This window comes from Deltaproteobacteria bacterium (assembly GCA_016208165.1).
Lineage (GTDB): Bacteria > Desulfobacterota > Desulfarculia > JACQYL01 > JACQYL01 > JACQYL01.
The window spans coordinates 39,228-60,902 of record JACQYL010000025.1 but is presented as its reverse complement, the minus strand read 5'-3'; the positions used below and the strand labels follow the sequence as shown (position 1 = coordinate 60,902).

The following is a 21,675-nucleotide window of genomic DNA, read 5'->3' as shown; positions in this document are numbered from 1 at the left end:
CCGGCGGCCATTAACCCGTATGCTGTCCGGATTTCGGTCAACGATTTACGGCAAAGGCCGCACCCATTTTAATCAGAGCTCCCAGGTCTCCGTCCACCGTATAGAGGCCTTTCATCAGCGCTTCCTGACCTGACATCCCGCCCTCCGAAATGGACATCCAGACGTCCAAAGGTGTGTTGACGGTCACTCGGGGATCGGGCGCCTTTCCCTCGTGAAACCGGCATTTATGGTCCTTGATTTCGATATAATAGCTGCTTTCGGATCCGTCGTTGATATTGAATTGAAAAGCACCCTCCAAATCTCCGGCTTTTGACGAGTCGTAGACGGACGCCATGCCGGCGAACATCATGGCCCCATCTCTTTTCAGATAGTCATCCAGAGGCGGCATGCTCTTCCCGCTCTTCTTTTCCTCTTCATAGGCGCCCCACGTCTTCCAGAACGTATTGGCCACATCGCGAAAACTTCCCACATCGGGAAAGAGCGGTTGAGAAACGGCCTGTTCCGTGGCACGGGATACGTAGCCGTTTGTAACCACCTCTTTGCCGGCTTGGTAAAAGGCGTCCATAACGGACCGGTAGGCTGGTACACGTCCATCGCCGAAACGCATGGACTCGGACGCCGGGCGGAGCAATTCTCCCACGATGGGATTGCCCGTGGTCCTGGACATGGTTCGAAACATGCCGAGCATGGGTTCAAAATGCTCGAGTTCGGGGAATCCGCACACGGAAAACACGAGCAGCCTGCGTCCGAAAGCCCCCGGCGACCTCAAAGGATGCCGGGTGGAACCGTCCGGTCGTTCGATCAGACGCGGATCGAGGCCCGGAATCATGCGATCCAGAAAATTCTTGGTGATGCCGGGCACGCTCATGACATACAGAGGCTGAGCGTACACCACCAGGTCCGCCTTCGCCACCTTCTCCCTCATAGCGGGCATGTCGTCCTGGTGAATGCACGTTCCCGGAGTCTTGGCCCAACACGTATAGCAGCCGACACAAGGCTTGATTCGGTATTTGTGCAGAAACAGAATCTCGGGCTCGATGCCGCTCTCCCGAACTCCGTCCAGAAAACGGTCCAGCGTCTTGTAGGTGTAGCCCTTCTCTCCCCGGGGACTGCCGAACACCACCAGTATGCTTTTCACAGGACCCAGTTTTTGTGCTTCTTCCGCACGGTCGCCCTTCGGCGCCTCGTTTATGGTTTCCGCCGAGAGCGGACTCGGAACGGTGTTGACTTCCAGTTGCGCCCGCCCTCCCAGACCTTTCGATCTCAAATACGCATCCGGAAACGCCTTTGTAAACGGCACACCCACGGCCAGCAACAAAACGCCCGGCGCCAAGATCTGAGTCCAGATTCCGGGAATCAGCGTGATAAACATGGCGGCGGCAAACAGACCGGACCAGACCAGAGTCATGAGCCGGTTGATGCTCCGGAAGAGATCCGTGTTCCAGAACGCTTCCGGGGTACTGCGTTTGGCAAATACCGAGGTGAAAGGTTCGGCTCCAAACACCAGGGGAAGGAACAACATCAGGAAAAGAGAAAGATACAGGAAGGTGGTGAAACGGTCGAAGAGAAAGGTCAGATGATAGGCCGACCCGGACAGGGCCAATGCAGCCCCCACGGCGAAAAAGAGCGCCACTCCGAAATCCAGGTGAGTAACCCGCTTGGCTCCAAAGGCGATCAGAGTGTAACCCAGGGCGTAAGCCAGCGCCAATACGGCCGCCGGGGCGGCGCCCGATTTCGCCCCGAGGATCAGCCCCCAGAAAATCGCCATGCTAGGCCACGCGCCTGCCGCGAAAAACGCTTTCTTCACGATATTCATAGCCATGCCCTCCTTAGAACCTGTTTGCCCTGATTTTACGAGCTTTCACTTCATAGGGCAAAACGCATGAGACGAAACGGTGAAAAAGGGGAGCGAACGGCACCGGCGACGGATGAATCGCTCCCGATTCTTTTGTTCCGGGAGTATGCGCCCGGTGGGAAAGAGACGGCTCCTCTCTGAAAGAACCCGGCTCCCCAACCGGAATCGAGCCTATCGAGTATCCGTTCAAAGAGCATTCGGGGAATCCTCCCCGGGACTTCCGAATCGGGGCGCCCGCACCCCGCGCCGGCCTCAGCCATGTTGAAAGGGGGTCAAGGGGGAGGGCCTTTCAAAACGGTTTACCCCGTGCTCGATTATCTTACGGATTATATTCGTTGTACAGCATGTCCTCCAGCGGAGTATCCTTTATGGCCCAGATGAGGAGGGTCGGATCCGCCGTTCCGGCGTTCCACGCAAAGGCCATCACTCCTCTCAATTCGAACACCTCGGACACTTCATTCCTCACATCCATTATGGCGTTGAATTTGTCGCTGTCAGTGACCAACGGATCGATATGATTGCATTCCGTGATAATCACGTCCTTGGAAATCAGGAAGCCCAGTTCAAGAAGTTTGAGCTGCTCACCGAAGCTCACTTCGCCGTGGGGAAAGTAGTGGAAGTTAAAGATGTTGATATGATCTTCGATGTCCATATCCAACAGATCCTTGGTTCTTGAGTTGTATTGAGATTCCACGATACTCGTCATGGCGCTGTTGAAGATGTCCACCGACGGATCCTCGGACCGGATGACGGACCCGACGCGCGCAAGATGATCGATGTACTCCCCGTTGGAAATCATTTGACCGGTTGGACCCAGCAAATATCGGCTGGGTTCCCAGGCCTCGTTCCACACCTGGTAAGCAAAGACCTTGCCCTTCCCGTACTGCACCAGGGACCGGACGTATGGTTCGAAAGAGGTAACGAACCAGCTCTCATCCGTGGGGCCCGGAGTCGGGTGGTTCGAGATTCTCGAGGTGTCTTCGATACGAATGATCAGGAGGAGACCGTTCGAGGCGCATCCATCGATGACTTTTCGCATTTCGGGACCGTCCACGGGATCGTCCCAATAGGACTTCCATATGTTACACACCACGAAATCGCCAATTCCTTTCAGCCGCTGATAATCCTCCGGTGTGGGATACGATTTCACAAGGCCATCCGCTAGAGGTAGCTGAACGAAACGGGTTCCATCTGGGGAGAAGTAGGAGAAGTACCGATCGTCCGGCTGAGGTTTCCTCAGGTAGTGAACGTTTTTTTCGAATCTCAGTGCGCCGGGACCGTTCAGCAGCACCGGATTCAAATGGAAGCCGAACGGCCTGAAAAAAGCCGCTACGGCGCTAAACTCGGCCGTTGCGAAGGGTTGTTTCGGATCGTCGCTCTTAATGACCAGCTCCGCCAGCTTTGGACCTTTGGTGGTGGGTTCGAATCGGACGGTGATATTCCGTGATTCGTCGGGGGCCAGGCTCAGGGGTAGGGCAGGTGGATTCGGCAAGCTGAAACCCTCATACGGTAAACCGGCAAGCTCGGTGATGGTAAGCGTGCGGCGCCCCGCGTTTGAAATGACGAACGTTCTCTCCCACGCCGTACTGATCGTAACGGTCCCAAAACTGACTTTATCGGGGGTTACCTGGATTTTCGGGGATAATACACTGGCCAGTAATGAAGGAAGCCGAAGCAGAAACTCGTCATCGCTTTCGGCGGCGGGAATCGTGATTGGGATGAGATGAAGCACCAGAAATAGCGCGCCAAGAACAAAATTTCTTTTCATGGTCTTTCGTTTGGTACTGAACATGCCTTTCTCTTTTCTTTTTCAGAATCTTCGATTCCCAGGGAATGATCCGGGAACGCACGCGTCCTCAACAAGATATCAATAAATGGAGGGAGGAGCAACTTGTGTGCCAACCACCGAAACTCCTTCGGCATTTCGGAAAGGTGAAAGCTCGGGTCCATTCCATGTTACGCGGACGGAAGACTAACGGTTTCAGAATCGTGCTCTTTGGAGTACAATGGAGTTCAAAGGAAATTCCGGACAGACATGAGAAGATGGTCCTTATTATGGTTGGCCCTGGTGGTTGTCGTTCAGCCGGTCGCCTGCGCGCCGCGCTCATCCCCGATATCCGGTAGTCCTGCTCCGGGCGGGAACGGTGCAGGAGCCTTGGGCGGGCGGATCGGCTACGTAGACGTCATCTGTCTGGAGGGCTGCTCGGGCAAGCGGGGAGTGCCTGATACGCTGTTCGGGTGTCTGCTGAACGCCAAGGAAAAAGGGTTGGGAACCGTGGTGCTCCCCGAGGGAGTGTATCTCGGACATGTCACTGAATTCATCGTACGATCTCTGAATTACTACGAAATGGAATCGCATTTTGAATGGTTCTATGGATATCGGGTGGTACTCAAGATAAGAGAGGTGCGGAGAAGTGAAATCAGCTCGCAGAGGTTTAAAAACTATGTCTATTTCGTATTGGAATCCGCCGGAGGGGTGGCGGTTAATGCGGCTGCGGAAGTGATGGTCCCGGTCATGCCGGTCGGCTTTTTTTTCGAAGCCATAAAATCGAGAAACGAACGCTACGAATTGGAGCAGAAAGCCCGGCGAGAAAGCCTGCCGGAGCCCACCAAAAGCAGCATCGGCGTAGCTTGGAACCGCTACAAGGAAAGCTTGACGTTCATATGGGCCAGTGTTAAGAGCGTCTTTGTAAGGAATCCGGAAAACCAAGAGATTCGAGTCGAGCAGAAGTTCGTTGTCGAGGAATGTTATCTTGCAACCCCTTCCTATGATGAAATCGTACGGCTTGCAGAAGAACAGGACGATTCCTGATTCCGCACAATGCATCGGCGCGCGCTCTTCCGCAACATGCCCCCTCCACGGACTCACCCGGCCGGGGGACGGCTAATCGAAGAAGACCAATCATCCGGATCATCCTCCATACAAGTCTGCGATCCGTTCATGCACTGGAGGTATCCGGAGGTTAAAGGCGCCGGGGCGGCCGATATCAGACCACAAGTGGTCGGGTACGACCACATGGGACGGACTGAACGGTTCGGCTCGAGTTCAAAAACCCGCCCGGTTCCCTCCGTCTTGAAGATCCGAGAAGGATGCAAGGAAATGGGTCAGGATGAATTTAAGTAGGAATTCAGGCGGGATAGACGAAAAGCGCGTTAGGCGTCGAGTACGATTCCGCGGAAACGGCGAAGAACTGTCCCGCTCGAGCGGAAATGGCCTACTTGTTGCTTGACTGATAAGACGAGAAGAACGGGAAGCAGAGCTGAGAAGGCCCAAGCCCGACCGAAGCAAGTCAGGATGGCGCCTTCTCTTCATTACGAAACAGATGAATCGCTAAGGGAAGTGCTCGGTGTTTTCAGCACGTTGGTAGCCGGCGGCGCTCCACGCAGAGATTGAAAGCTCGATAACACGAAACCTCACAGCCGCACGGGAGATACACGGATGGCCATTGAAAATACGTTATGGGAAGTCGTTATGGGATTCCTGGTTTGCAGCACCGCGATCGCGATGTTCCTTATTTAAAAATCACTCGGCGCTTGCCGGGGTTGCACCCACCGGAAAGCCTCCTCTTAACGAGGCTTCAAATACCCTCATTCATTCACGCACACGGCATACGGGGAAGCCTAAACGGTTTCCCCGGAGCCGTCCTTACCGGCTCGGACCCTCCTAGGGAGCGCTAAACATCCGTGTCTTCTCCACGCGAGTTCACACGGCCGCACAGATCCCATATCCGTTCAGTTCGTACTTGTGAAACCCGCCGGATACGGCCCCACGTGTCGGGTTACGCTCGCTGACTCAACGCACACTGCAAAAGGTTGGACTCGGTAGCCGGCGGCGTCTTGTGTTTCTTCTGGATGCCCACCAGCCACAAAAGCGGACCACGTCCCGTCTCCCTGCGGACGCGCCCGGAATCCATTTCGCATGATTTCGGGGTTGGATCCCGCATGACGAGTACGTTGTTTCTATCCCTTCGGATCCTTACGTTAAACCTGCCGTAGCATACGGGGCAGGAGAGATAAGGGCAAAGGTCGTTCATGTTTTGGACATCCAGGCTACCCTGAACGCCACAGTTTGGGCAGGTTAGTTTCATTAGGAACTCCCAGAACAAAAGACAATAAAATAGACCAAAATAGTTCCGTTGCTGTTCATCGAGTCGATTTCTTGCGATGTATCGGAGTTGATTAAACATTCGGCACGTTACGGCACAGACTTTAGAAAATATGCTATGTTTCAAGCCGAAGGCTCGAAAAAGCCTGACACATCGTATGGACGGACTGGATTCGTTGGTTCGCAAAGATCTGAGGTGCGACCGGCGATTAAACAACGTATAATGATGCAACCGGCAGAGGTGGATCATGCATAAGAGAAGCTTTATACTGGTTTGCGTGGTTATTCCTGTTTTCTTCCTGACGTTCGGGGAGAGTCCGGCTTCGTGGTTGGATCGCCCCCTGGTCCCCGCGGTCCCATCGTTTCCCTATCTCCTGGGAAGCTTTTCCACAGCCCTGGATTCGGATGCGGATCGGACTCACAACATCGGACTGTGCGTCCGGCAGTTGAACAACCGGGTCATTCCTCCTGCAGGCCGATTTTCATTCAACCATGCCGTAGGGCCCCGAAGCGCCAAGCGAGGTTTTCGAAAAGCGCCCGTACTCTATTTCGACGATATGGAAAGATTGGTGGGGGGAGGGGTCTGTCAGGTCTCGACCACGCTTTACAACGCCGCGTTGTTGGCGGACCTGATCATCGTCAAACGCACCAAACATTCGAGCCGGGTATACTATGTGCCGCCGGGTCAGGATGCGACGGTATCTTATGGATACAGAGACCTTGTTCTGCGCAGTTCCTTCGATTTTCCGATTCAGATCAAGGCGGCGACCACACCGACGGAGCTGATGATCTCCATTTACGGCAGAGGGCCCCTGCCGTACGAGGTTCGTCTCGAGCGCCGAACCCGGGAGGTGGCGCCGCCGTTTGACAGCCCAACCGCCAGGCCGGGATTAGAGATACAACTGTATCGGCTCCGCTTTGAAGACTCCGTGGAGGTGAGCCGGGAGCTCGTTTCGGTGGATGTCTTCCCTCCGGTGCACGATTGGAAGGAAGCGTCTGAATTCGAATCATCGGCCGATGTGGACGGGTCGGATGGGCTCGAAAATTAGGACGGTTGCAGAGAGGCGCCGCCGCGCAATGGTCATGCTCGCCGTCCTCGCCGGTGTGGGGTTCCTGTTGGGATGGCTGCCTGATGCCGGATGGGCCGATGTGACATTGTATCCCTACTTCGTGATGAAAGGAACCGCTTCAGAGCGTCGCATTCTGAATGCGGCTCGAAGTTCCATCCAGCGCGCGCTGGGTGCGGACCTCTCGATCCCGGAGCGGATTCCGTGGCCTGCGGTGCGCGCGGGCGTTTTTATCTCGCTCATGGACGGCGCCCGTGTCCGCGCCTGCGTCGGATCCTTCATGCCGGCGGAAGACAGTCTGTCGGAGGCGTTGATGTCACTGGGCCCGCACGTCGTTTCCGTGGACATGCGGAGGGAGCCGGTGGCTTTGGAAGAACTGAAAGATCTCAAGTTGGTAGTGTCGTTTGTCGGCCGACCCGAACCGTGCTCGGATCCTTTTGACGTCGACTTTCGCCGGGAAGGTCTGAAAACGGTTGTGGAAGGACGACAGCGCCTGCTCTTGCCCGGAGAATCCAGGACCCTATCGAACGGGATCCGAACCGTGCTCGGCATTCAGGATCCGGGCAGGGCGGTTTTCGAACGTTTTTCCGTAGTGACTCTGGACGAGCGTAGCTGGGAGGAGTCGAGATGACTCGGAAGTGCAGCACATGGCTTGTGTGGGTTCTGGCGTGGGCCTCTTCGATGGTTTACGCAGGGCAGCTCGAACTGAACGGGGTGGTGGTCGATAAGCTGACGCAAACCGGTATCGCCGGCGCCCTCGTGGAGATCGAGAACGCTTCAGGCGGCTCCGGTTATTCCCGTGCGTTCACCGACAAGGAAGGCGGCTTTCATTTCCCGGATCTGCCCGTGGGGGTGAGATTTCATTTAACGGCACAGGCAAAAGGATATTCCACGATGCGCATGGCTTACTGGGAGCCGGGTATGGGGTCCGTGGAATCCACGTTGCGAGTCGCTCTGCCGCCCGGAGGAATTCTCGAGGGCCGCATAGCGGACAGCGCGGGCCTCCCGTTACCCAGGGCCCGAATGACGCTGACGCAGATGTTTCCGGAACCATACCTCGTGAACCGGTTCGAGCGGGAGACGGACGACAACGGGAATTATGTCGTGGAAGGAATCCCGGAAGGCGCGTTCAGACTCGAGATCGAGACCGAAGGATACATTCCCGAAGAAATCAGCAACGTATTCATACGTTCGGGAAAATCAACGGATCTGAACGTGACGTTGTACCGTCCGGCGTCCGTTACAGGGAAGGTGGTATTGAAAGTTGACGGGACGCCGTTGTTCAATGTGGCGGTCACCGCGGAGGGACCCGCCGTACATCGCTCCGATTCGAACCTTGAAGGGACTTTCCGGCTGGAGGATCTGCGTCCCGGGCGGTATCGGATCGGTGAAGATACGAAAGAGTTCTCGCTTGCAGGCGCGGCGCCGGTCGTTCTTGTGAATGAAGGCGAGGACGTCGACGGCCTGGAACTCCGGCTGGACTCCGCCCCCCCAAAAGTACTTCTGGCTATTTACCAGGACGTATACACCCTGAAAGAACCGATCAAGTTCGTTGTCCGAGGATTCAACGTTCAAGCCGCGGATGTGGAAATGTACCGCGTTCCCGAGAAATGGCTTCTCGATCATCCTCGCGGTTTGAAATCGCTTCTTGCGAACGGGGCGCCGCTGGAGCCATTCGAACGGATTCACACGCAGCCGTTCGCGTTTGGGCGTTTTCGTCCCTTTTCGTGGGCCAACGAAGAAATCGAAATCAAAAAATTCATCAGCCCCGGAGTGTACCTGCTTCGAGTGGCCGGCGCCTCGAGTGAAGCCCGTCACTCGATTTTCATATCGAATCTGGGCCTGGCCACCAAGAGGGGCAACTCCGACCTGCTGGTGTACGCCATGAATCTCGAGCCCAATCAGGCGGAGCCGGGGGTGCCCGTGTACGTCCTTGCCGAAGGAGTCGAGAAGTCCGAAACGGAGCAGTCCCTGTTTCAGAAGATCATGAGCGTTTTTGGGTTGGACGCCGCCGTGGCCACGGGACAAACGGACGCCACGGGCGTATTCTTTCATCGGCTGACCGAACCGGATCGTGAAATCACGGTGATCGCCATGAAAGCGGAACTGGGACTGGCCGTGTCCAGCGCGTTCCGGACACGAGCCGCCTCGGCGGAGGGCCGAAAAGCGCTCCTTTATACCGATCGCCCCATCTATCGGCCCGGACAACAAGTGTATTATAAGGCCCTTCTCAAACAGTTCGAAGACGGGAAACTGCAGGCCGCTCCCCAAGGAACTCGGGTAATCGTCGAGCTTTCAGACCCGGACGGAAGCATGGTTTTTTCTCAAGAAAAAACGTCGGATGAATGGGGAACCGTGCATGGGGTGGTTCAGCTCGAAAAGGAGCCCCGCCTGGGGGACCATACCCTTTCTGTCAAGGGTTTTGGGATCGGTCATGCGACCTTTTCCGTCCAGGCCTATCGAAAGCCGGATTTTTCGATTATCGTGCGCCCGGATCGCGCGGCCTATGTATCCGGAGACCGTATTTCCGTGAAGATCGAGGCGCGCTTTTTTATGGGGGCCCCTCTTCAGCAGGCTCCCATCCGATATCGGGTCTTCGAGCGCATAAGCGCGACCCCTCCGGCCACCGCGTGGTGGGAACAATCGTACTATGAATCCGCGGGATACCAGCGACTGATTAAGCAGGGAAGCGGCTCCACGGACATGCAGGGCTTCTTCGGTTTCGAGGTGACGCCGGGACCCAGGTCATACGACCGCACCATCACCGTGGAAGCGGACGTAACCTCACCGTCCGGGAGAATCGAATCCGAGCGAACGGAAGTCTCTTACGAACAAAGCCTGTACAGAATCCGGGCCGAGTCGGAACGAAGCCTGTATCGTACCCCGGGGACCGCCGTTCTGAGGATTCGGTTGACGGATCTGGACGGGAAACCGGTGCCCGACGCTTCGCTCCGGATTTCGTTGGACCAGGCCGTGTGGAATCCGCTTCGACGCGAGTATGAGAAAGGCCGGACTCCGCTGTGGCAAGGGCGTGAAGTCACCGGTCCCGGCGGCATTGTACGCTCGGAAATTCCCCTGGACTCCGTGAAACCCGGTAGGGCGGACCTCAAAGTGACCGCGGTGGATCCGAGGGGCAACCAGGCCCTGGCAAGAAGCTCGTTGTGGGTGTACTCGGAGCGGTCCTTTTCAGCCGAATATGACTATCGTCCTCTGGAGCTGATGCTGGATAAAGACTCGTATCGCGCCGGAGAAACGGCCCGCTTAATGATCCATTCCTCGATTCCGGACGCGGAGCTGCTGTTCACCGGGGAAAGCGAAGATATCCTTTTTCATCAACGGGTTTCCATGCCCGGCCGTTCGATGGTGATTGAGGTCCCTGTGAAGGCCGAGTATGCCCCCAACGTGTATTTGAGCGTACTGACGCACAACGGGAAACAATTGCACTATCATCATGTGTCCCTGAATGTTCCGGTGGAATCCAAAGACATCCGGATCGAGGGAATCTTCGACCGCAAGGAGTATCAGCCCGGAGACGTGGCCGTGCTTACGATACGATGTTCGGACTCGAACGAGAAACCCGTGTCCGCGGACGTAAGCGTCGGAATCGTGGACGAATCGCTGTACCGTCTGCGCAGGGATGAGACCCCCGAACCGGCGGACTTCTTTTTCGCTAAACGTCCTCCGTGGATTTCCACTTCCTACTCCTTCCCCTTGCGATTCATCGGAGGGGCCACCAAAGAGCAGGGAGACCAGAGGGCCAGGTCCGAGTTTCGGGATACGGCTCTATGGGTTCCCCACCTCGAGATCGGGCCTTCGGGCGCGGGTACGGTTCGGCTAGTAATGCCCGACAACCTGACCACGTGGCGTGCCACGCTGCTGGGACATACCCGTGACGGCAGATTCGGACTCAATCGGGCCAAAACCCTCTCGAGCAAACCGCTGGTGACCTCTCTCAGAGTGCCGCGGTTCCTAGTGAACGGAGATCGAATCGGCCTTTCCGCGATTCTTACCAATCGAACGGACGAGCCGATGGAGCAGGTTCGTGCGGAACTGAAAACGGATGGAGCAGTCGAGCCGCCGGCGGAGCCCGTGAGGCGACTGTCCCTGCCGCCGGAAGGCACCGCCCGGGCGGAATGGTACGTTAAAGCAAAGGACGATCTTCGCGCGGAAGTGCTGGCGATGGTTTCGGCGGATCAAGCAACGGACTCCGAAAAGCGAGTGATTCCCATCGAAAGCATCGGTGTGCCGGTCCAATTGGGAGTATCCGGATGGATGCAAGGCGGGTCCGGCCAAACCACCCTCCGGATTCCGGAAACGGTCTCACTAAAACGAATTCGGGCTCGGATCAGCGGTACCGGTCGCGCGGCTGCTGCGGCTCTGACGGCCATTCCGTATCTTTTCGAGTTCCCCTATGGGTGCGCCGAGCAAACCCTGAATTCCTTTTTGCCCATGTCCGTGTTTCTGGAGACATACACCCGAATGGGCATCCCCGTACCCCGCCGGGAGCGCATTGAAGCCCGCTTCAAAGAAGGCGTCGATCGCCTTGAGACCTTCATTTACGACGGAAGCGTCCAATGGGGCCCCATGGGCGAGGGTGACCCCTACCTGACGGCCCTGGCCTATTTTGCGCTGTACCCCGTGCGTTCGCTGGGTGATGAGGATCTGCAGAATACGCTTAAGTCCATGCAGGAGGCCCTGGAACGTTTTCTCGAACAGGAGCGGAGCCCCGGTCTGAGGCGGTTCGTGTTGTTCGCGCTGACAACGGGAACGTATCGCAACAGGGAGGCGGCGGAGAACCTGACCTGGGATGTGGCCAACATGGATCCTCCGGATCTTGCCATGTGCATGGTCATCACAGCCCGGCACGGACTGCCGGACGCATCGGACCGGGCGCTGGCCGCCCTCGAACGGTTCCAGGTATCCGATCCCTTGGGCCTGCACTTTGAAGTTCCCGGATCCGAGGCTCTCGGGTCCACTTTGGTGGAACAGAACGCGTTTTGTCTCCTGGCATTGGCCGAAACCGCGGCCCGGGATTCGAGATTGACGGCGCTCGGGGACTGGCTCCTGAGTCAAAGACAGGGAATGCAATGGGAATCGACGAGAGCCACGGGGCTTGTGCTGGTGGCTCTGGCAAAGCTCCTCGAGGTCCGGCCCGAACTGGTCGGTCCGGATCGGGGCGTGCTTTCCGTTCAGCTGAATGGAAAGCCGGTGGGCGGTATCGATTTTTCCGCCAAGGAATTCATGCTTGAAAAAGGCGCCGTCCTCGAAGTCGACGGGCAACATTTCGCGCACGGTGAGAATGTGTTTTCCCTATCGAGCGATCATACGTCCAAACTATATTATGCGGTTCAGGTGGACGGCTTTGACGAACGGCCCTTCGAGGAACCCGAGTCCCTGCAGTGTGCTATGGCCCTCGATAAAACGATCCACAAGGCTGTTCGAATACTGGACAGCCAAAACCGGCCCAGGGTGCTCGCCATGCCGTTGAGCGGACCACTGCATCCGGGGGACGAGGCCTTGGTCCGACTGTCGTTTACCGCGGATCGCGAGTACCGGTATTTTGTCCTCGAGGATTACCTGCCGGCAGGATTTGAAACCGTACACTTTGATGCGGAGGAGGAGACATCCTGGTGGCCGTCCTACCTGTGGAAGGAACGCCACGACCAGCGCGTGGCGTTCTTCTTCGACCGGTTGGCGGAGGGAGAAGAGGTGAGGCTGGAATATGTGCTGCGGGCGGAATCGCCGGGCGCGTTCCATGTGCGACCCGCCGTGCTCCAGGGGTTTTATCACCCGCAAATCCGGGCCGTCAGCAGGAGCGGGACCCTGGAAGTGACGCGGTGAAACCGCTCCGCGGAACCATCGGGAGCCGGGAGAGGTATTTGAAACCCGAGGAATTGGATCACGCAGCCGCCGGAACGTGCGGCCGCTGTACGAATGGGAATTCATTTCAGCACAATGATCCTTAGGGAGATTTTCCCATGGTGCTTCGGCGATCGAAAAGGATGGCGATCGGACGTCCCGTAGTCGGGGTGAAAACCGGTCTGGTCGTTTATGTGCTTCCCCTGCTGACGATCCAGTGCCTTTCGTTCCTCTCGCCGGCGCAGGCGACCGAGGAATACGCGGAACGCACGGGCCGGGAATGCACGTACTGCCATGTGGAGAGTATAGGCGGCCGGTTGAATACCACGGGATTCGCTTTCATCCGCAACGGATATCAGTATCCCATACCGAGTGAGGTACTGGAGAAAGTACGGTCCTTCCGGTCGCCGGTTTTCAAAACCGTCCGATTCATCGTAGGCTATCTTCACCTCCTGGCCGCCATGGTGTTCTTCGGCGCGATTTTCTATATTCACATCTTCGTCAAACCGGCGACGCTGGTCGGAGGCATTCCCAGGAGTGAGCGCATACTGGGAGTAAGCTGCATGGCGGCCCTCATCCTCACGGGAATCTTCCTGACATGGGAGCGGATCTACCGGTGGGAGCAGTTCTTCAATAACACGTTCGGACTGATGCTGTTCGTCAAAATGGCGCTTTTCGCCGTAATGATCCTCAACGCCTTGTTCGCCATCACGATTCTTCATCGCCGAATGGGGCGGGAGGCGCACGGATCCCCTGATCCGGCGGACGCTGAACACGCCGGGTTTTCCGACGTGGGCCGTTTCGACGGGACGGGGGGACGCCCGGCATACGTGTTGTACGAGAACAAAGTGTATGATGTTAGCAAAAGCGCCAAATGGAAAGACGGCAAGCATTTCGGCCGGCACACGGCGGGGACGGATCTGACCGAAGCCATGAAGGGCGCGCCGCATGGGCCTGAAGTGCTCGAACGCGTGACGTACGTGGGAGAAAAGCCCGAAACGGCCCCTTCCGCCGGCCGTTCCCCCGGGCCCGCCCATCGGGTCTTTGTCGGGGTGGCCTACGCCAATCTGGTCATCATATTCCTGATCCTGGGCTGCATCAGTGTGTGGCGATGGGATTTTCCCATTGAGCTTGTACCCTGATGAGCCTTTTCGCAGGCAACGCTTCGGAGTCCCGAGGAGGAAGGTTTTACGGTCCGGTTTGGGCCTTGGAGCACTGAACAACGGCTCCTGATACGCCTTGATCGAGGGCATATCGGGACCTATATTGTGTTGTGGGCCGGGATTGAGCCGGAGTCGGCGGCATGTCCGCACGACAGGGGAATCCGGCAATGGGAAACCGGGAGGGGCGAATATTGGACAGACCGCTGATCGGTCTTACCATGGGGGATGTGGCCGGCGTAGGTCCCGAAATAGCTGTGAAGGCGCTGCAGGAGCGTAGCCTTTTGAGCGTCTGCCGGCTGGTGGTATTGGGAGATCGCTCGGCATTGCTGAACGCCATGGAGCGTCTCGATGCCAGACCCGACTTGAAGGAAGTTGCCTCCATGGATGAGCTCCAGGCAGCGGACGAAGACCTCCTTTTTTACGCACTGACCGATGACGTGGGCCGTCGCGCGCCAATGGGCAGGGTTAGCAAGGACGCCGGAAAGGCGTCGGGGATCTACATCGAAACCGCGGCCAAACTGGCTATGGAAGGCGTGATCGGCGGCGTGGCCACCGGCCCCATTCACAAGGAAGGCTTGCGCCTGGCCGGATACCCGTTTCCCGGCCACACCGAGTTTTTTGCCTATCTTACCATGGCGCCGGACTACGTTATGATGCTGGCCGGCGAGCGACTTCGGGTCACACTGGTCACCATCCACTGTCCTTTGCGGGAGGCGCCCGCGCGGCTGTCGGTGGAATCGATCTACCGAACCATGGACATCACGTATCGGGGACTCGAGAGGGATTTCGGCATCCATCGTCCCAGGTTGGCCGTGGCCGGACTCAATCCTCATGCCGGAGAAGGCGGCCTTTTCGGCGACGAGGAAATGCATATCATCGTTCCGGCCGTTGAGAAAGCCCGCGAAGCGGGCATGGATGCGGACGGACCGCTTCCTCCCGATACCGTTTTCGTGAAGGCGGCGAGGGGAAGCTATGACGCCGTGGTCTGCATGTATCACGATCAGGGCTTGATCCCTCTGAAATTGCTGCATTTTTCGGATGGTATCAACGTCACTCTGGGACTCCCCATTGTTCGCACCTCGGTGGATCATGGAACCGCTTATGATATTGCCGGCGCCGGAAAGGCGGATCCCAGGAGTTTGATCCAGGCCGTCAAAGCAGCGGCTCTCATGGCTGAAAATCGAAAGAAAGCAGGTTTTGCCGTTCATGGCTGTAGATAAAATCAGTATCCGGGGCGCCAAACAACACAACCTCAAGAATATCAATCTCGAAATTCCCCGTAATCGTCTGGTGGTCATTACCGGAGTCAGTGGATCGGGAAAGTCATCCTTGGCGTTCGACACCATCTTTGCGGAAGGGCAGAGGAGGTATGTGGAATCGCTGTCCGCATACGCCCGTCAGTTTCTCGAGCAGATGGAAAAACCGGACGTGGAATACATTGACGGTCTTTCACCCGCCGTATCGATCGAACAGAAAACCGTCAGCAGGAACCCTCGATCCACGGTGGCCACGGTTACGGAAATTTACGACTATTTCCGGATCTTGTACGCCAGTATCGGACGACCCCACTGCTACATATGCGGGCGCCCGATCGCCAGCCAGACCGTTCAGGAAATCGCCGATCGCATCGCGGAGCTTCCCGAGAAATCACGGGTGGTGATTCTGGCCCCTTTAGTGGAAAAGCGGAAAGGAGAACACCAGAAACTCCTGGATCATCTCCAGGCGGACGGATTCGTGCGAGTCCGCATCAATGGCGAGATCCGGGATCTGGGCGAACCCATTCAGCTCGACAAGAACAAGAAGCACTCCATCGAAGCGGTGGTGGATCGCCTGGTGATCACCGACAAGATCAAGAATCGGCTGACGGATTCATTGGAGTTGGCCTTGCGCCAGTCCGGAGGAACGGTCATCGCCCAGGTGGACGGGAAACAGGAACTGTTTTTCAGCGAACACGCGGTATGCCATACGTGCGGCATCAGTTATCCGGATCCGACTCCGGCCATGTTTTCGTTCAACAGCCCGCTGGGGGCTTGTCCGGAATGCGAGGGCTTGGGCATGAAGCTCGAGGTGGATCCGGATCTGGTGGTGCCGGATCCTTCGCTTTCCGTCCGTGAAGGGGCTCTGGAACCCTACGCGAAGAAAAATTCCATCTTTTTTCATCAGAGAATGGTTTCCATTGCCAACCACTTCCATTTCGACCTTTGGACCCCGTTCCAGGATCTCCCCGAACAAGTTCAACACGCGCTGCTGTATGGAAGCGGTGACGAGAAGATCGAGTTTGAATTGGAGACCAACGGCAGCCAATACAGGTATAACAGCCCCCTCGAAGGCGCCGTCAATCGGCTGAAGCGAAAGTATCTCGAGTCGGATTCATCGTACGTGCGCCAGGAAGTGGAACGTTTCATGAACAAACGACCCTGCGATCTCTGCCAAGGGGCCCGTTTGAAAAAGGAAAGCCTGGGCTTTCGGGTCGGAAATCTGAACATCTACGAACTCACCCGGCTCACGATCAAAGACTGTCTGAGAACATTGGACGAATGGGAGCTGAATCCGACGGAGGAGCGGATTGCCCGGCGCATCATCAAGGAATTGAAGGACCGCCTTCACTTTCTAGTGGATGTGGGGCTCGATTATCTGACATTGGACCGGTCATCCGAAACCCTTTCCGGAGGCGAATCGCAGCGCATCCGACTGGCGACTCAAATCGGATCGCGCTTGTCGGGCGTGCTGTACGTTCTGGACGAGCCCAGCATAGGCCTCCATCAGCGGGATAACCGAAAGCTGCTCCAGTCGTTGCTTCACATGCGGGACTTGGGGAACACGATACTGGTGGTGGAACATGACCGGGATACCATACTCAGCGCCGACCACGTGGTGGATATGGGACCGGGGGCGGGTCTGAGCGGCGGAGAAGTGGTGTTCAGCGGGACTCCGGAGGACCTGCAGCAGTGCGAGACCTCTCTGACGGGCAATTATATTTCCGGGAGACTTGAGATTCCGGTCCCTGAGAAACGCCGGAAACAGCGGAAAGGGTTTCTCGAATTCGTCGGGGCGGAACACAACAATCTCAAAAACATAGACGTGCGCCTTCCCCTGGGCGTGTTTACGTGTGTAACCGGGGTGAGCGGCTCGGGCAAAAGCAGCCTGGTCATAGAAACAATCTATCGTCATCTGGCGCGGAGGATCAACCGCTCCCGGGAATCGGTGGGAAAGATCAAAGAAATCAAGGGGATCGAGAACATCGACAAAGTGGTGGACATCGATCAGAGCCCCATCGGCCGTACCCCGCGATCGAATCCGGCCACCTATACGGGTGTATTTACGTTTATCCGGGACTTGTTTGCGCGGGTTCCCGAATCCAGGGCCAGGGGCTACAAGCCGGGGAGATTCAGCTTCAATGTCAAAGGCGGCCGGTGTGAGGCCTGCCAAGGCGACGGCGTGCTCAAAATCGAGATGCATTTTCTTCCGGACGTGTATGTCACCTGCGACGTGTGCAAGGGGAAACGTTACAATCGCGAGACGCTGCAGATTACGTACAAGGGAATGAGCATCGCCGAAGTTCTGGACATGACCGTCAACCAGGCGGCAGGGTTTTTCGAGGCTGTTCCGAACATCCGGCGCAAGCTGAAAACGCTCCAGGACGTGGGTATGGGTTACGTAAAGCTCGGCCAGCCGGCGACCACGCTATCGGGTGGGGAGGCGCAGAGGATCAAGCTGTCCAAAGAACTGAGCAAGAGGGATACGGGCCGTACTTTCTATATTCTGGACGAACCCACTACCGGGCTGCATTTCGACGACATCCGGAAGCTGCTGGACATGTTGAAACGATTGGTCGAAAAGGGAAATACGGTCGTGGTCATCGAACACAACATGGACGTGATCAAGTCCGCGGATTACATCATTGATTTGGGGCCGGAAGGCGGGGATCTGGGCGGCTACGTGGTGGCGTCCGGAACACCGGAAGAGATTGCTTCCGTACCCGAATCCCATACGGGCACGTTCCTGAAGGAATTGTTATAGAATACCGGGAAGTGACCGGACACGCCTCAGCATGAAACTTGTAGCGGACAATCTCCACGCTCTGAACCCAATCGTGGCGGAGACCCTGGAAAGGCTGGACCCGGTTCCGCTCCAGGACTTGGCCCGTCGCTGTCAACGGGCCGGGGCCGGAGAGAGGCGTTTACCGTTCTGATTTATCGAACACTCCCGCACGAGGGGCGGCTCCTTTGTAATAGGTGAGATCCCAGGACCACGCAACCGTGTCGTGACGAAGTATGTAAACGGCCCCGTCACTTCCGAGCACCTTGAAATACCGATGACCGGGTGCGAGCCAGCGATCCAGGACTTCCCTCACTTCGACCATTTCGGCATCTCCGGCTCCCAGCTGGAAACGCCGGGGCGTCTCTTCGCCCCGATAGCCCGCGTAGCATTCCACCCGGATCTTCATGATTCACCTCTTGCATATCCTTTTCCGGCTTGTCCGCCGCCATTATTCGGAGTTTCGGTGAAATCCAAAAAATGGAGTCTAAGACGTGTCCGTTCGCCTGTGCTCCTGCATTTCAAAAGAAGATCCAGGGTCAAAAAAAGGTCGAAAGCCGCGTTTTGTTGCGCAAATTTCCTATTGACTTTATAATAATATATAAGGGCGATACGTCAGCCCGTATCAACTAAGAAAGGAGGGTCGAAACATGGAAGAAGAACAAGTATTCCATTGCCGGCACGGAACGTGGGTGCGGTGTGACGTGTGCCATGGCATCGGAAAATATCGCATGCCTGCACCCAATGACGAATACTGGTTCGGCGGCATGCCGCGCACGTGCACGTTCTGTCACGAGATCGGGTGGGATTTCAGGTTTGAAGATCATGAATTCCTCACCTACACAGCGAAAGAACCTTGTTCCTGTCTGAAAGAGTATCTCGCGACCAAGCGCCGCGGTTCGCTCAGAGTGGCTTAATCGCCTGGACACAATCGAAATTCGATTCCTGCCGAACATCCTTATCTCCGAAAACGTGGATGCCACACCATTTCCATTCGGCTGCCCACATTCCCCTGCACGTGGTGGTTGAGAGTTCCGGGGAACCCGGTGAGAGGTTTCCCGGAACGGTTTTCCTCGGATTCGGAAAAGGAGTCGCGGCATCCTCTCCTCGACGGAGGGGACTCCGGCTGGGCGCGACCTCGCTACTTCAATGCCTGATCGATTTCCTTCTTCACCTTATCCCATTGTTCTTTCGCTTCTTTCTTTACTTCTTCCACGGACTTGTCCACTTTCTTCCCCGCTTTTTCAAAGGAATCCTTCTCGCAGGATATCGTCGCACCTAAGAAAACACCTGCCAAGAGAACGATCAGAAAGAAACGTATCGTTTTGCCCATGACCGCCTCCGATTCCGTTTGCATCAAGACTAGAGGGCGCCCCAACGCGGCCCCCATAGTCCCCCGAACAGTACCATAAACAATAGTACGGCTATGATGGGAATTACAACCGACATCAGGGCTTTCCTTCGATCCAGACCATACACTTCTTCCACCGTTATCACGTCGATCACCAGAAGCCATAAGGACGCGATCAATGCCAGGATGCCGCCGAGGAACGGCAGAACCGCAACCCAGGTAAGCACGTAGGCCGCACCCAGCACCTGAACGAGTTGGTTGAACCTGCCGTAGCCTTTGAACATGAAGCTCGCCATCGCATGCAGCAGAACGACATTCAAGAAAAACATAACCAGGGTCAGTATTGGATACAGAAAAATTCCGACGGGATCGATGGGCCCCAAGGCCGAAAGAAGACCCCCAATGGCCACAACAAGGATCGCAGGTTTAAGGGCATCCCGATCGCCGGCCAAATCACGCATCACCGCCCTGTTCAGTTTTGCCACTTCGATCCCCTGCATGAGAAAAGCTTTCAATGTGTCGAAACTCATGGATGCTCCTTTCTTTCACTCCAATTATATAGCACCGAAGTCTCATCCGGCGGAATACATCGATTCAATCGAAGGCCATGCGTCCCTGCGAGTGTCGGGAATCCCGAAAGAGAAACCTGGTCAGCCCGAAACACCAGGAGAGCCTCAACGGCCCCTCCTAGCAAATTGACAAAACGCAACCGGGTTCTTAAAATGATGCAAATACTTCCCGATGAACTATCATAGCATCCGGGAAAGGAGGTTGTAATGTCTCAAAATAATAATCCGGAGTGTCCTCATTGTGGTGTGAAGATGGAGAAATGGGCTGTGCCGGACGCGACCACGTGGGATACCGAGTATCATTTTGTCTGCTTTAATGATGAATGCCCTTATTTTGTGAGGGGATGGGATTGGATGCTGGAGAAGAACCAGGTAAACGCCTCCTATCGTCACCGATACGATCCTTCCACGGGGAGCAGCGGCCCCATAGCCGTCTGGTCCCATAAAGCTCTTCGAGATTACATTATCGAATAGGGCTCTGTCTTCGAGAGCGGGCAGCCGATGCTCGCTCTCTTTTCTGTGTACCAACGATTCCGACCGGCTGCCAAAGCAACGAACCGTTCCGTCCGGTCGCGATTCCTGAAAGCAAAGACCTCCCGAAAGATATAACGCCGTCTATGCATCGCCTCTAGAGCCCGTCTTCTTTTTTCAGAACAGGTCACGCCTTCGCGGCGAACAATCCCTGTGAGTTCAGGCGGAATTTGATTTGACAAAGCCGGGAAGGTTTGCTTTTTTCAGGAGCAACGAAAAAGGCGCCGGCATAGTAAGGGATGCATTCCCCGGTTTCACGTCAGGCTTCACTTTCAACCATACGATCATGATTTGAATACGGCTCGCATGCAACTGAGTGTTCTAACCATCAATCTGCGTCATGAACTTGCGAATGACGGACCCGACAATTGGCCCCGCAGAAAGCACCGGACGGCAAGACTCATTTCGGAGCATTCAGCCGATCTTTTAGGCACCCAGGAGGGCCGCCAGCCGCAGATTCGCGATTTGGAACAACTCATTCCGGGTTACATTCTCTCCGAAGCCCACCGTCAGTGGGATCCCGACCGCATGTATCCCTGTCTCTTTTATCGAAGGGGCAGATTCAACGTGCTGAAAAGCGGGGATTTCTGGCTTTCGGAAACACCTCACAAACATGCCACGAAGAGCTGGGAGAGCGCCTTTCCCCGGCTGGCAACCTGGGCGCACCTCCGGACCATTCCGGATGGGGTCGAGTTGTATGCATGCGTGACCCATCTGGATCATATCAGCTCCGCGGCGCGTTTAGGTCAGACGGGCGTTCTGATCAGCGAACTGGACAGAATAGCGGGTGACAGGTCGCCGGTCATACTGACCGGGGATTTCAACGATCTTCCCGGTTCAGACGCGTATCTTCGCCTTACCGGCGCTGAAGGCCGTTTTCGAGACGTGTGGGCCGACTGCAAAAGGTCCGAGGAAGGCTTCGATACGTGGCATGGTTTCACCGGCAAGGGACAACGCGGGCGCATCGATTGGGTCTTGGTGCGCGGACCGGTGGCTGTGCTGAATATTCGAATCCTCAGGGACACGTACGACGGGCGATATCCTTCAGATCATTTCCCGGTTCAAGCGGATCTCGAGATCGAAACCGGATGATCGAAGAAGCCGGGAATCGAAGCGCGTTTCATCCCGACGGACATT

17 protein-coding genes are annotated in these 21,675 nt (G+C 56.4%); 11 read left to right on the top strand and 6 right to left on the bottom strand.

All coding sequences use genetic code 11. From position 1 onward, the window contains the following. Positions 1-37: 37 nt before the first annotated feature. A complete protein-coding gene (locus HY788_04985; GenBank protein MBI4773528.1) occupies positions 38-1,816 on the bottom strand; it encodes an NAD(P)H-dependent oxidoreductase in 1,779 nt (592 codons plus the stop codon). A gap of 358 nt (positions 1,817-2,174) precedes the next feature. Beyond that, a complete protein-coding gene (locus HY788_04980; protein MBI4773527.1) occupies positions 2,175-3,623 on the bottom strand; it encodes a choice-of-anchor D domain-containing protein in 1,449 nt (482 codons plus the stop codon). A 267-nt stretch (positions 3,624-3,890) separates the two neighbouring features. On the opposite strand from HY788_04980, the gene HY788_04975 reads away from it, so the two are divergent. After that, the gene (locus HY788_04975) at positions 3,891-4,667 is read left to right on the top strand and encodes a hypothetical protein (protein MBI4773526.1); all 777 of its coding nucleotides are present in this window, start codon (positions 3,891-3,893) and stop codon (positions 4,665-4,667) included. Positions 4,668-5,634: 967 nt separating this feature from the next. On the opposite strand, the gene HY788_04970 is transcribed toward HY788_04975, so the two are convergent. Further along, positions 5,635-5,943: a hypothetical protein gene (locus tag HY788_04970; protein ID MBI4773525.1), complete on the bottom strand. Its 309-nt coding sequence runs from the start codon at positions 5,941-5,943 to the stop codon at positions 5,635-5,637. A 265-nt stretch (positions 5,944-6,208) separates the two neighbouring features. Between HY788_04970 and HY788_04965 the strand changes: the two genes are divergently transcribed. The 7 genes from HY788_04965 (at position 6,209) to HY788_04935 (ending at position 18,241) form a co-directional block, all read left to right on the top strand. Next, positions 6,209-7,009, top strand: coding sequence for a VanW family protein (locus HY788_04965; protein MBI4773524.1), 801 nt, complete (start codon positions 6,209-6,211; stop codon positions 7,007-7,009). Then, on the top strand, positions 6,993-7,658 hold the full coding sequence (locus tag HY788_04960; protein ID MBI4773523.1) for an AMMECR1 domain-containing protein: 666 nt from the start codon (positions 6,993-6,995) through the stop codon (positions 7,656-7,658). The genes HY788_04965 and HY788_04960 overlap by 17 nt, the downstream gene beginning before the upstream one ends. Then, entirely contained in the window at positions 7,655-12,868 is a 5,214-nt protein-coding gene (locus HY788_04955; protein ID MBI4773522.1) for a carboxypeptidase regulatory-like domain-containing protein, read from the top strand. The genes HY788_04960 and HY788_04955 overlap by 4 nt, the downstream gene beginning before the upstream one ends. A gap of 137 nt (positions 12,869-13,005) precedes the next feature. Then, positions 13,006-14,028, top strand: a complete 1,023-nt coding sequence (locus HY788_04950) for a CopD family protein (GenBank protein ID MBI4773521.1) — start codon at positions 13,006-13,008, stop codon at positions 14,026-14,028. A 188-nt stretch (positions 14,029-14,216) separates the two neighbouring features. Further along, positions 14,217-15,269: a 4-hydroxythreonine-4-phosphate dehydrogenase PdxA gene (gene pdxA, locus HY788_04945; protein MBI4773520.1), complete on the top strand. Its 1,053-nt coding sequence runs from the start codon at positions 14,217-14,219 to the stop codon at positions 15,267-15,269. Beyond that, positions 15,256-18,069 (top strand): excinuclease ABC subunit UvrA, encoded by a 2,814-nt coding sequence (gene uvrA, locus HY788_04940; GenBank protein ID MBI4773519.1) that lies wholly within the window; start codon positions 15,256-15,258, stop codon positions 18,067-18,069. The genes pdxA and uvrA overlap by 14 nt, the downstream gene beginning before the upstream one ends. A gap of 31 nt (positions 18,070-18,100) precedes the next feature. Continuing rightward, positions 18,101-18,241 carry a hypothetical protein gene (locus HY788_04935; protein MBI4773518.1) on the top strand — a complete coding sequence of 47 codons (141 nt, stop codon included), beginning with the start codon at positions 18,101-18,103 and terminating at the stop codon, positions 18,239-18,241. Here the strand turns inward: HY788_04935 and HY788_04930 are convergent. Continuing rightward, positions 18,230-18,496, bottom strand: coding sequence for a hypothetical protein (locus tag HY788_04930; GenBank protein ID MBI4773517.1), 267 nt, complete (start codon positions 18,494-18,496; stop codon positions 18,230-18,232). The two genes, HY788_04935 and HY788_04930, sit on opposite strands and share 12 nt — an antisense overlap. Before the next feature lie 241 nt (positions 18,497-18,737). Between HY788_04930 and HY788_04925 the strand changes: the two genes are divergently transcribed. After that, on the top strand, positions 18,738-19,004 hold the full coding sequence (locus tag HY788_04925; GenBank protein MBI4773516.1) for a hypothetical protein: 267 nt from the start codon (positions 18,738-18,740) through the stop codon (positions 19,002-19,004). A gap of 224 nt (positions 19,005-19,228) precedes the next feature. Here the strand turns inward: HY788_04925 and HY788_04920 are convergent, their stop codons facing one another. Both HY788_04920 and HY788_04915 read right to left on the bottom strand, forming a co-directional pair. Then, complete coding sequence (locus HY788_04920) at positions 19,229-19,420, bottom strand: hypothetical protein (GenBank protein ID MBI4773515.1); 192 nt, start codon at positions 19,418-19,420, stop codon at positions 19,229-19,231. Positions 19,421-19,449: 29 nt separating this feature from the next. Continuing rightward, complete coding sequence (locus HY788_04915; GenBank protein ID MBI4773514.1) at positions 19,450-19,968, bottom strand: YIP1 family protein; 519 nt, start codon at positions 19,966-19,968, stop codon at positions 19,450-19,452. A 246-nt stretch (positions 19,969-20,214) separates the two neighbouring features. Between HY788_04915 and HY788_04910 the strand changes: the two genes are divergently transcribed. Together HY788_04910 and HY788_04905 are read left to right on the top strand one after the other, a co-directional pair. After that, positions 20,215-20,481 carry an ogr/Delta-like zinc finger family protein gene (locus HY788_04910; GenBank protein ID MBI4773513.1) on the top strand — a complete coding sequence of 89 codons (267 nt, stop codon included), beginning with the start codon at positions 20,215-20,217 and terminating at the stop codon, positions 20,479-20,481. A 363-nt stretch (positions 20,482-20,844) separates the two neighbouring features. Beyond that, the gene (locus tag HY788_04905; GenBank protein MBI4773512.1) at positions 20,845-21,630 is read left to right on the top strand and encodes an endonuclease/exonuclease/phosphatase family protein; all 786 of its coding nucleotides are present in this window, start codon (positions 20,845-20,847) and stop codon (positions 21,628-21,630) included. The last annotated feature ends 45 nt before the right edge of the window (positions 21,631-21,675 follow it).

Excerpts from the sequence above, each read along its gene's own strand:
- HY788_04970 (MBI4773525.1), bottom strand. The coding sequence starts at position 5,943 with ATGAAACTAACCTGCCCAAACTGTGGCGTTCAGGGTAGCCTGGATGTC.
- HY788_04910 (MBI4773513.1), top strand. The coding sequence starts at position 20,215 with ATGTCTCAAAATAATAATCCGGAGTGTCCTCATTGTGGTGTGAAGATG.
- HY788_04965 (MBI4773524.1), top strand. The coding sequence starts at position 6,209 with ATGCATAAGAGAAGCTTTATACTGGTTTGCGTGGTTATTCCTGTTTTC.
- HY788_04925 (MBI4773516.1), top strand. The coding sequence starts at position 18,738 with ATGGAAGAAGAACAAGTATTCCATTGCCGGCACGGAACGTGGGTGCGG.
- uvrA (MBI4773519.1), top strand. The coding sequence starts at position 15,256 with ATGGCTGTAGATAAAATCAGTATCCGGGGCGCCAAACAACACAACCTC.
- HY788_04975 (MBI4773526.1), top strand. The coding sequence starts at position 3,891 with ATGAGAAGATGGTCCTTATTATGGTTGGCCCTGGTGGTTGTCGTTCAG.
- HY788_04935 (MBI4773518.1), top strand. The coding sequence starts at position 18,101 with ATGAAACTTGTAGCGGACAATCTCCACGCTCTGAACCCAATCGTGGCG.
- HY788_04930 (MBI4773517.1), bottom strand. The coding sequence starts at position 18,496 with ATGAAGATCCGGGTGGAATGCTACGCGGGCTATCGGGGCGAAGAGACG.
- HY788_04985 (MBI4773528.1), bottom strand. The coding sequence starts at position 1,816 with ATGAATATCGTGAAGAAAGCGTTTTTCGCGGCAGGCGCGTGGCCTAGC.
- HY788_04980 (MBI4773527.1), bottom strand. The coding sequence starts at position 3,623 with ATGAAAAGAAATTTTGTTCTTGGCGCGCTATTTCTGGTGCTTCATCTC.
- HY788_04960 (MBI4773523.1), top strand. The coding sequence starts at position 6,993 with ATGGGCTCGAAAATTAGGACGGTTGCAGAGAGGCGCCGCCGCGCAATG.
- pdxA (MBI4773520.1), top strand. The coding sequence starts at position 14,217 with ATGGGAAACCGGGAGGGGCGAATATTGGACAGACCGCTGATCGGTCTT.
- HY788_04955 (MBI4773522.1), top strand. The coding sequence starts at position 7,655 with ATGACTCGGAAGTGCAGCACATGGCTTGTGTGGGTTCTGGCGTGGGCC.
- HY788_04950 (MBI4773521.1), top strand. The coding sequence starts at position 13,006 with ATGGTGCTTCGGCGATCGAAAAGGATGGCGATCGGACGTCCCGTAGTC.
- HY788_04920 (MBI4773515.1), bottom strand. The coding sequence starts at position 19,420 with ATGGGCAAAACGATACGTTTCTTTCTGATCGTTCTCTTGGCAGGTGTT.
- HY788_04915 (MBI4773514.1), bottom strand. The coding sequence starts at position 19,968 with ATGAGTTTCGACACATTGAAAGCTTTTCTCATGCAGGGGATCGAAGTG.
- HY788_04905 (MBI4773512.1), top strand. The coding sequence starts at position 20,845 with ATGCAACTGAGTGTTCTAACCATCAATCTGCGTCATGAACTTGCGAAT.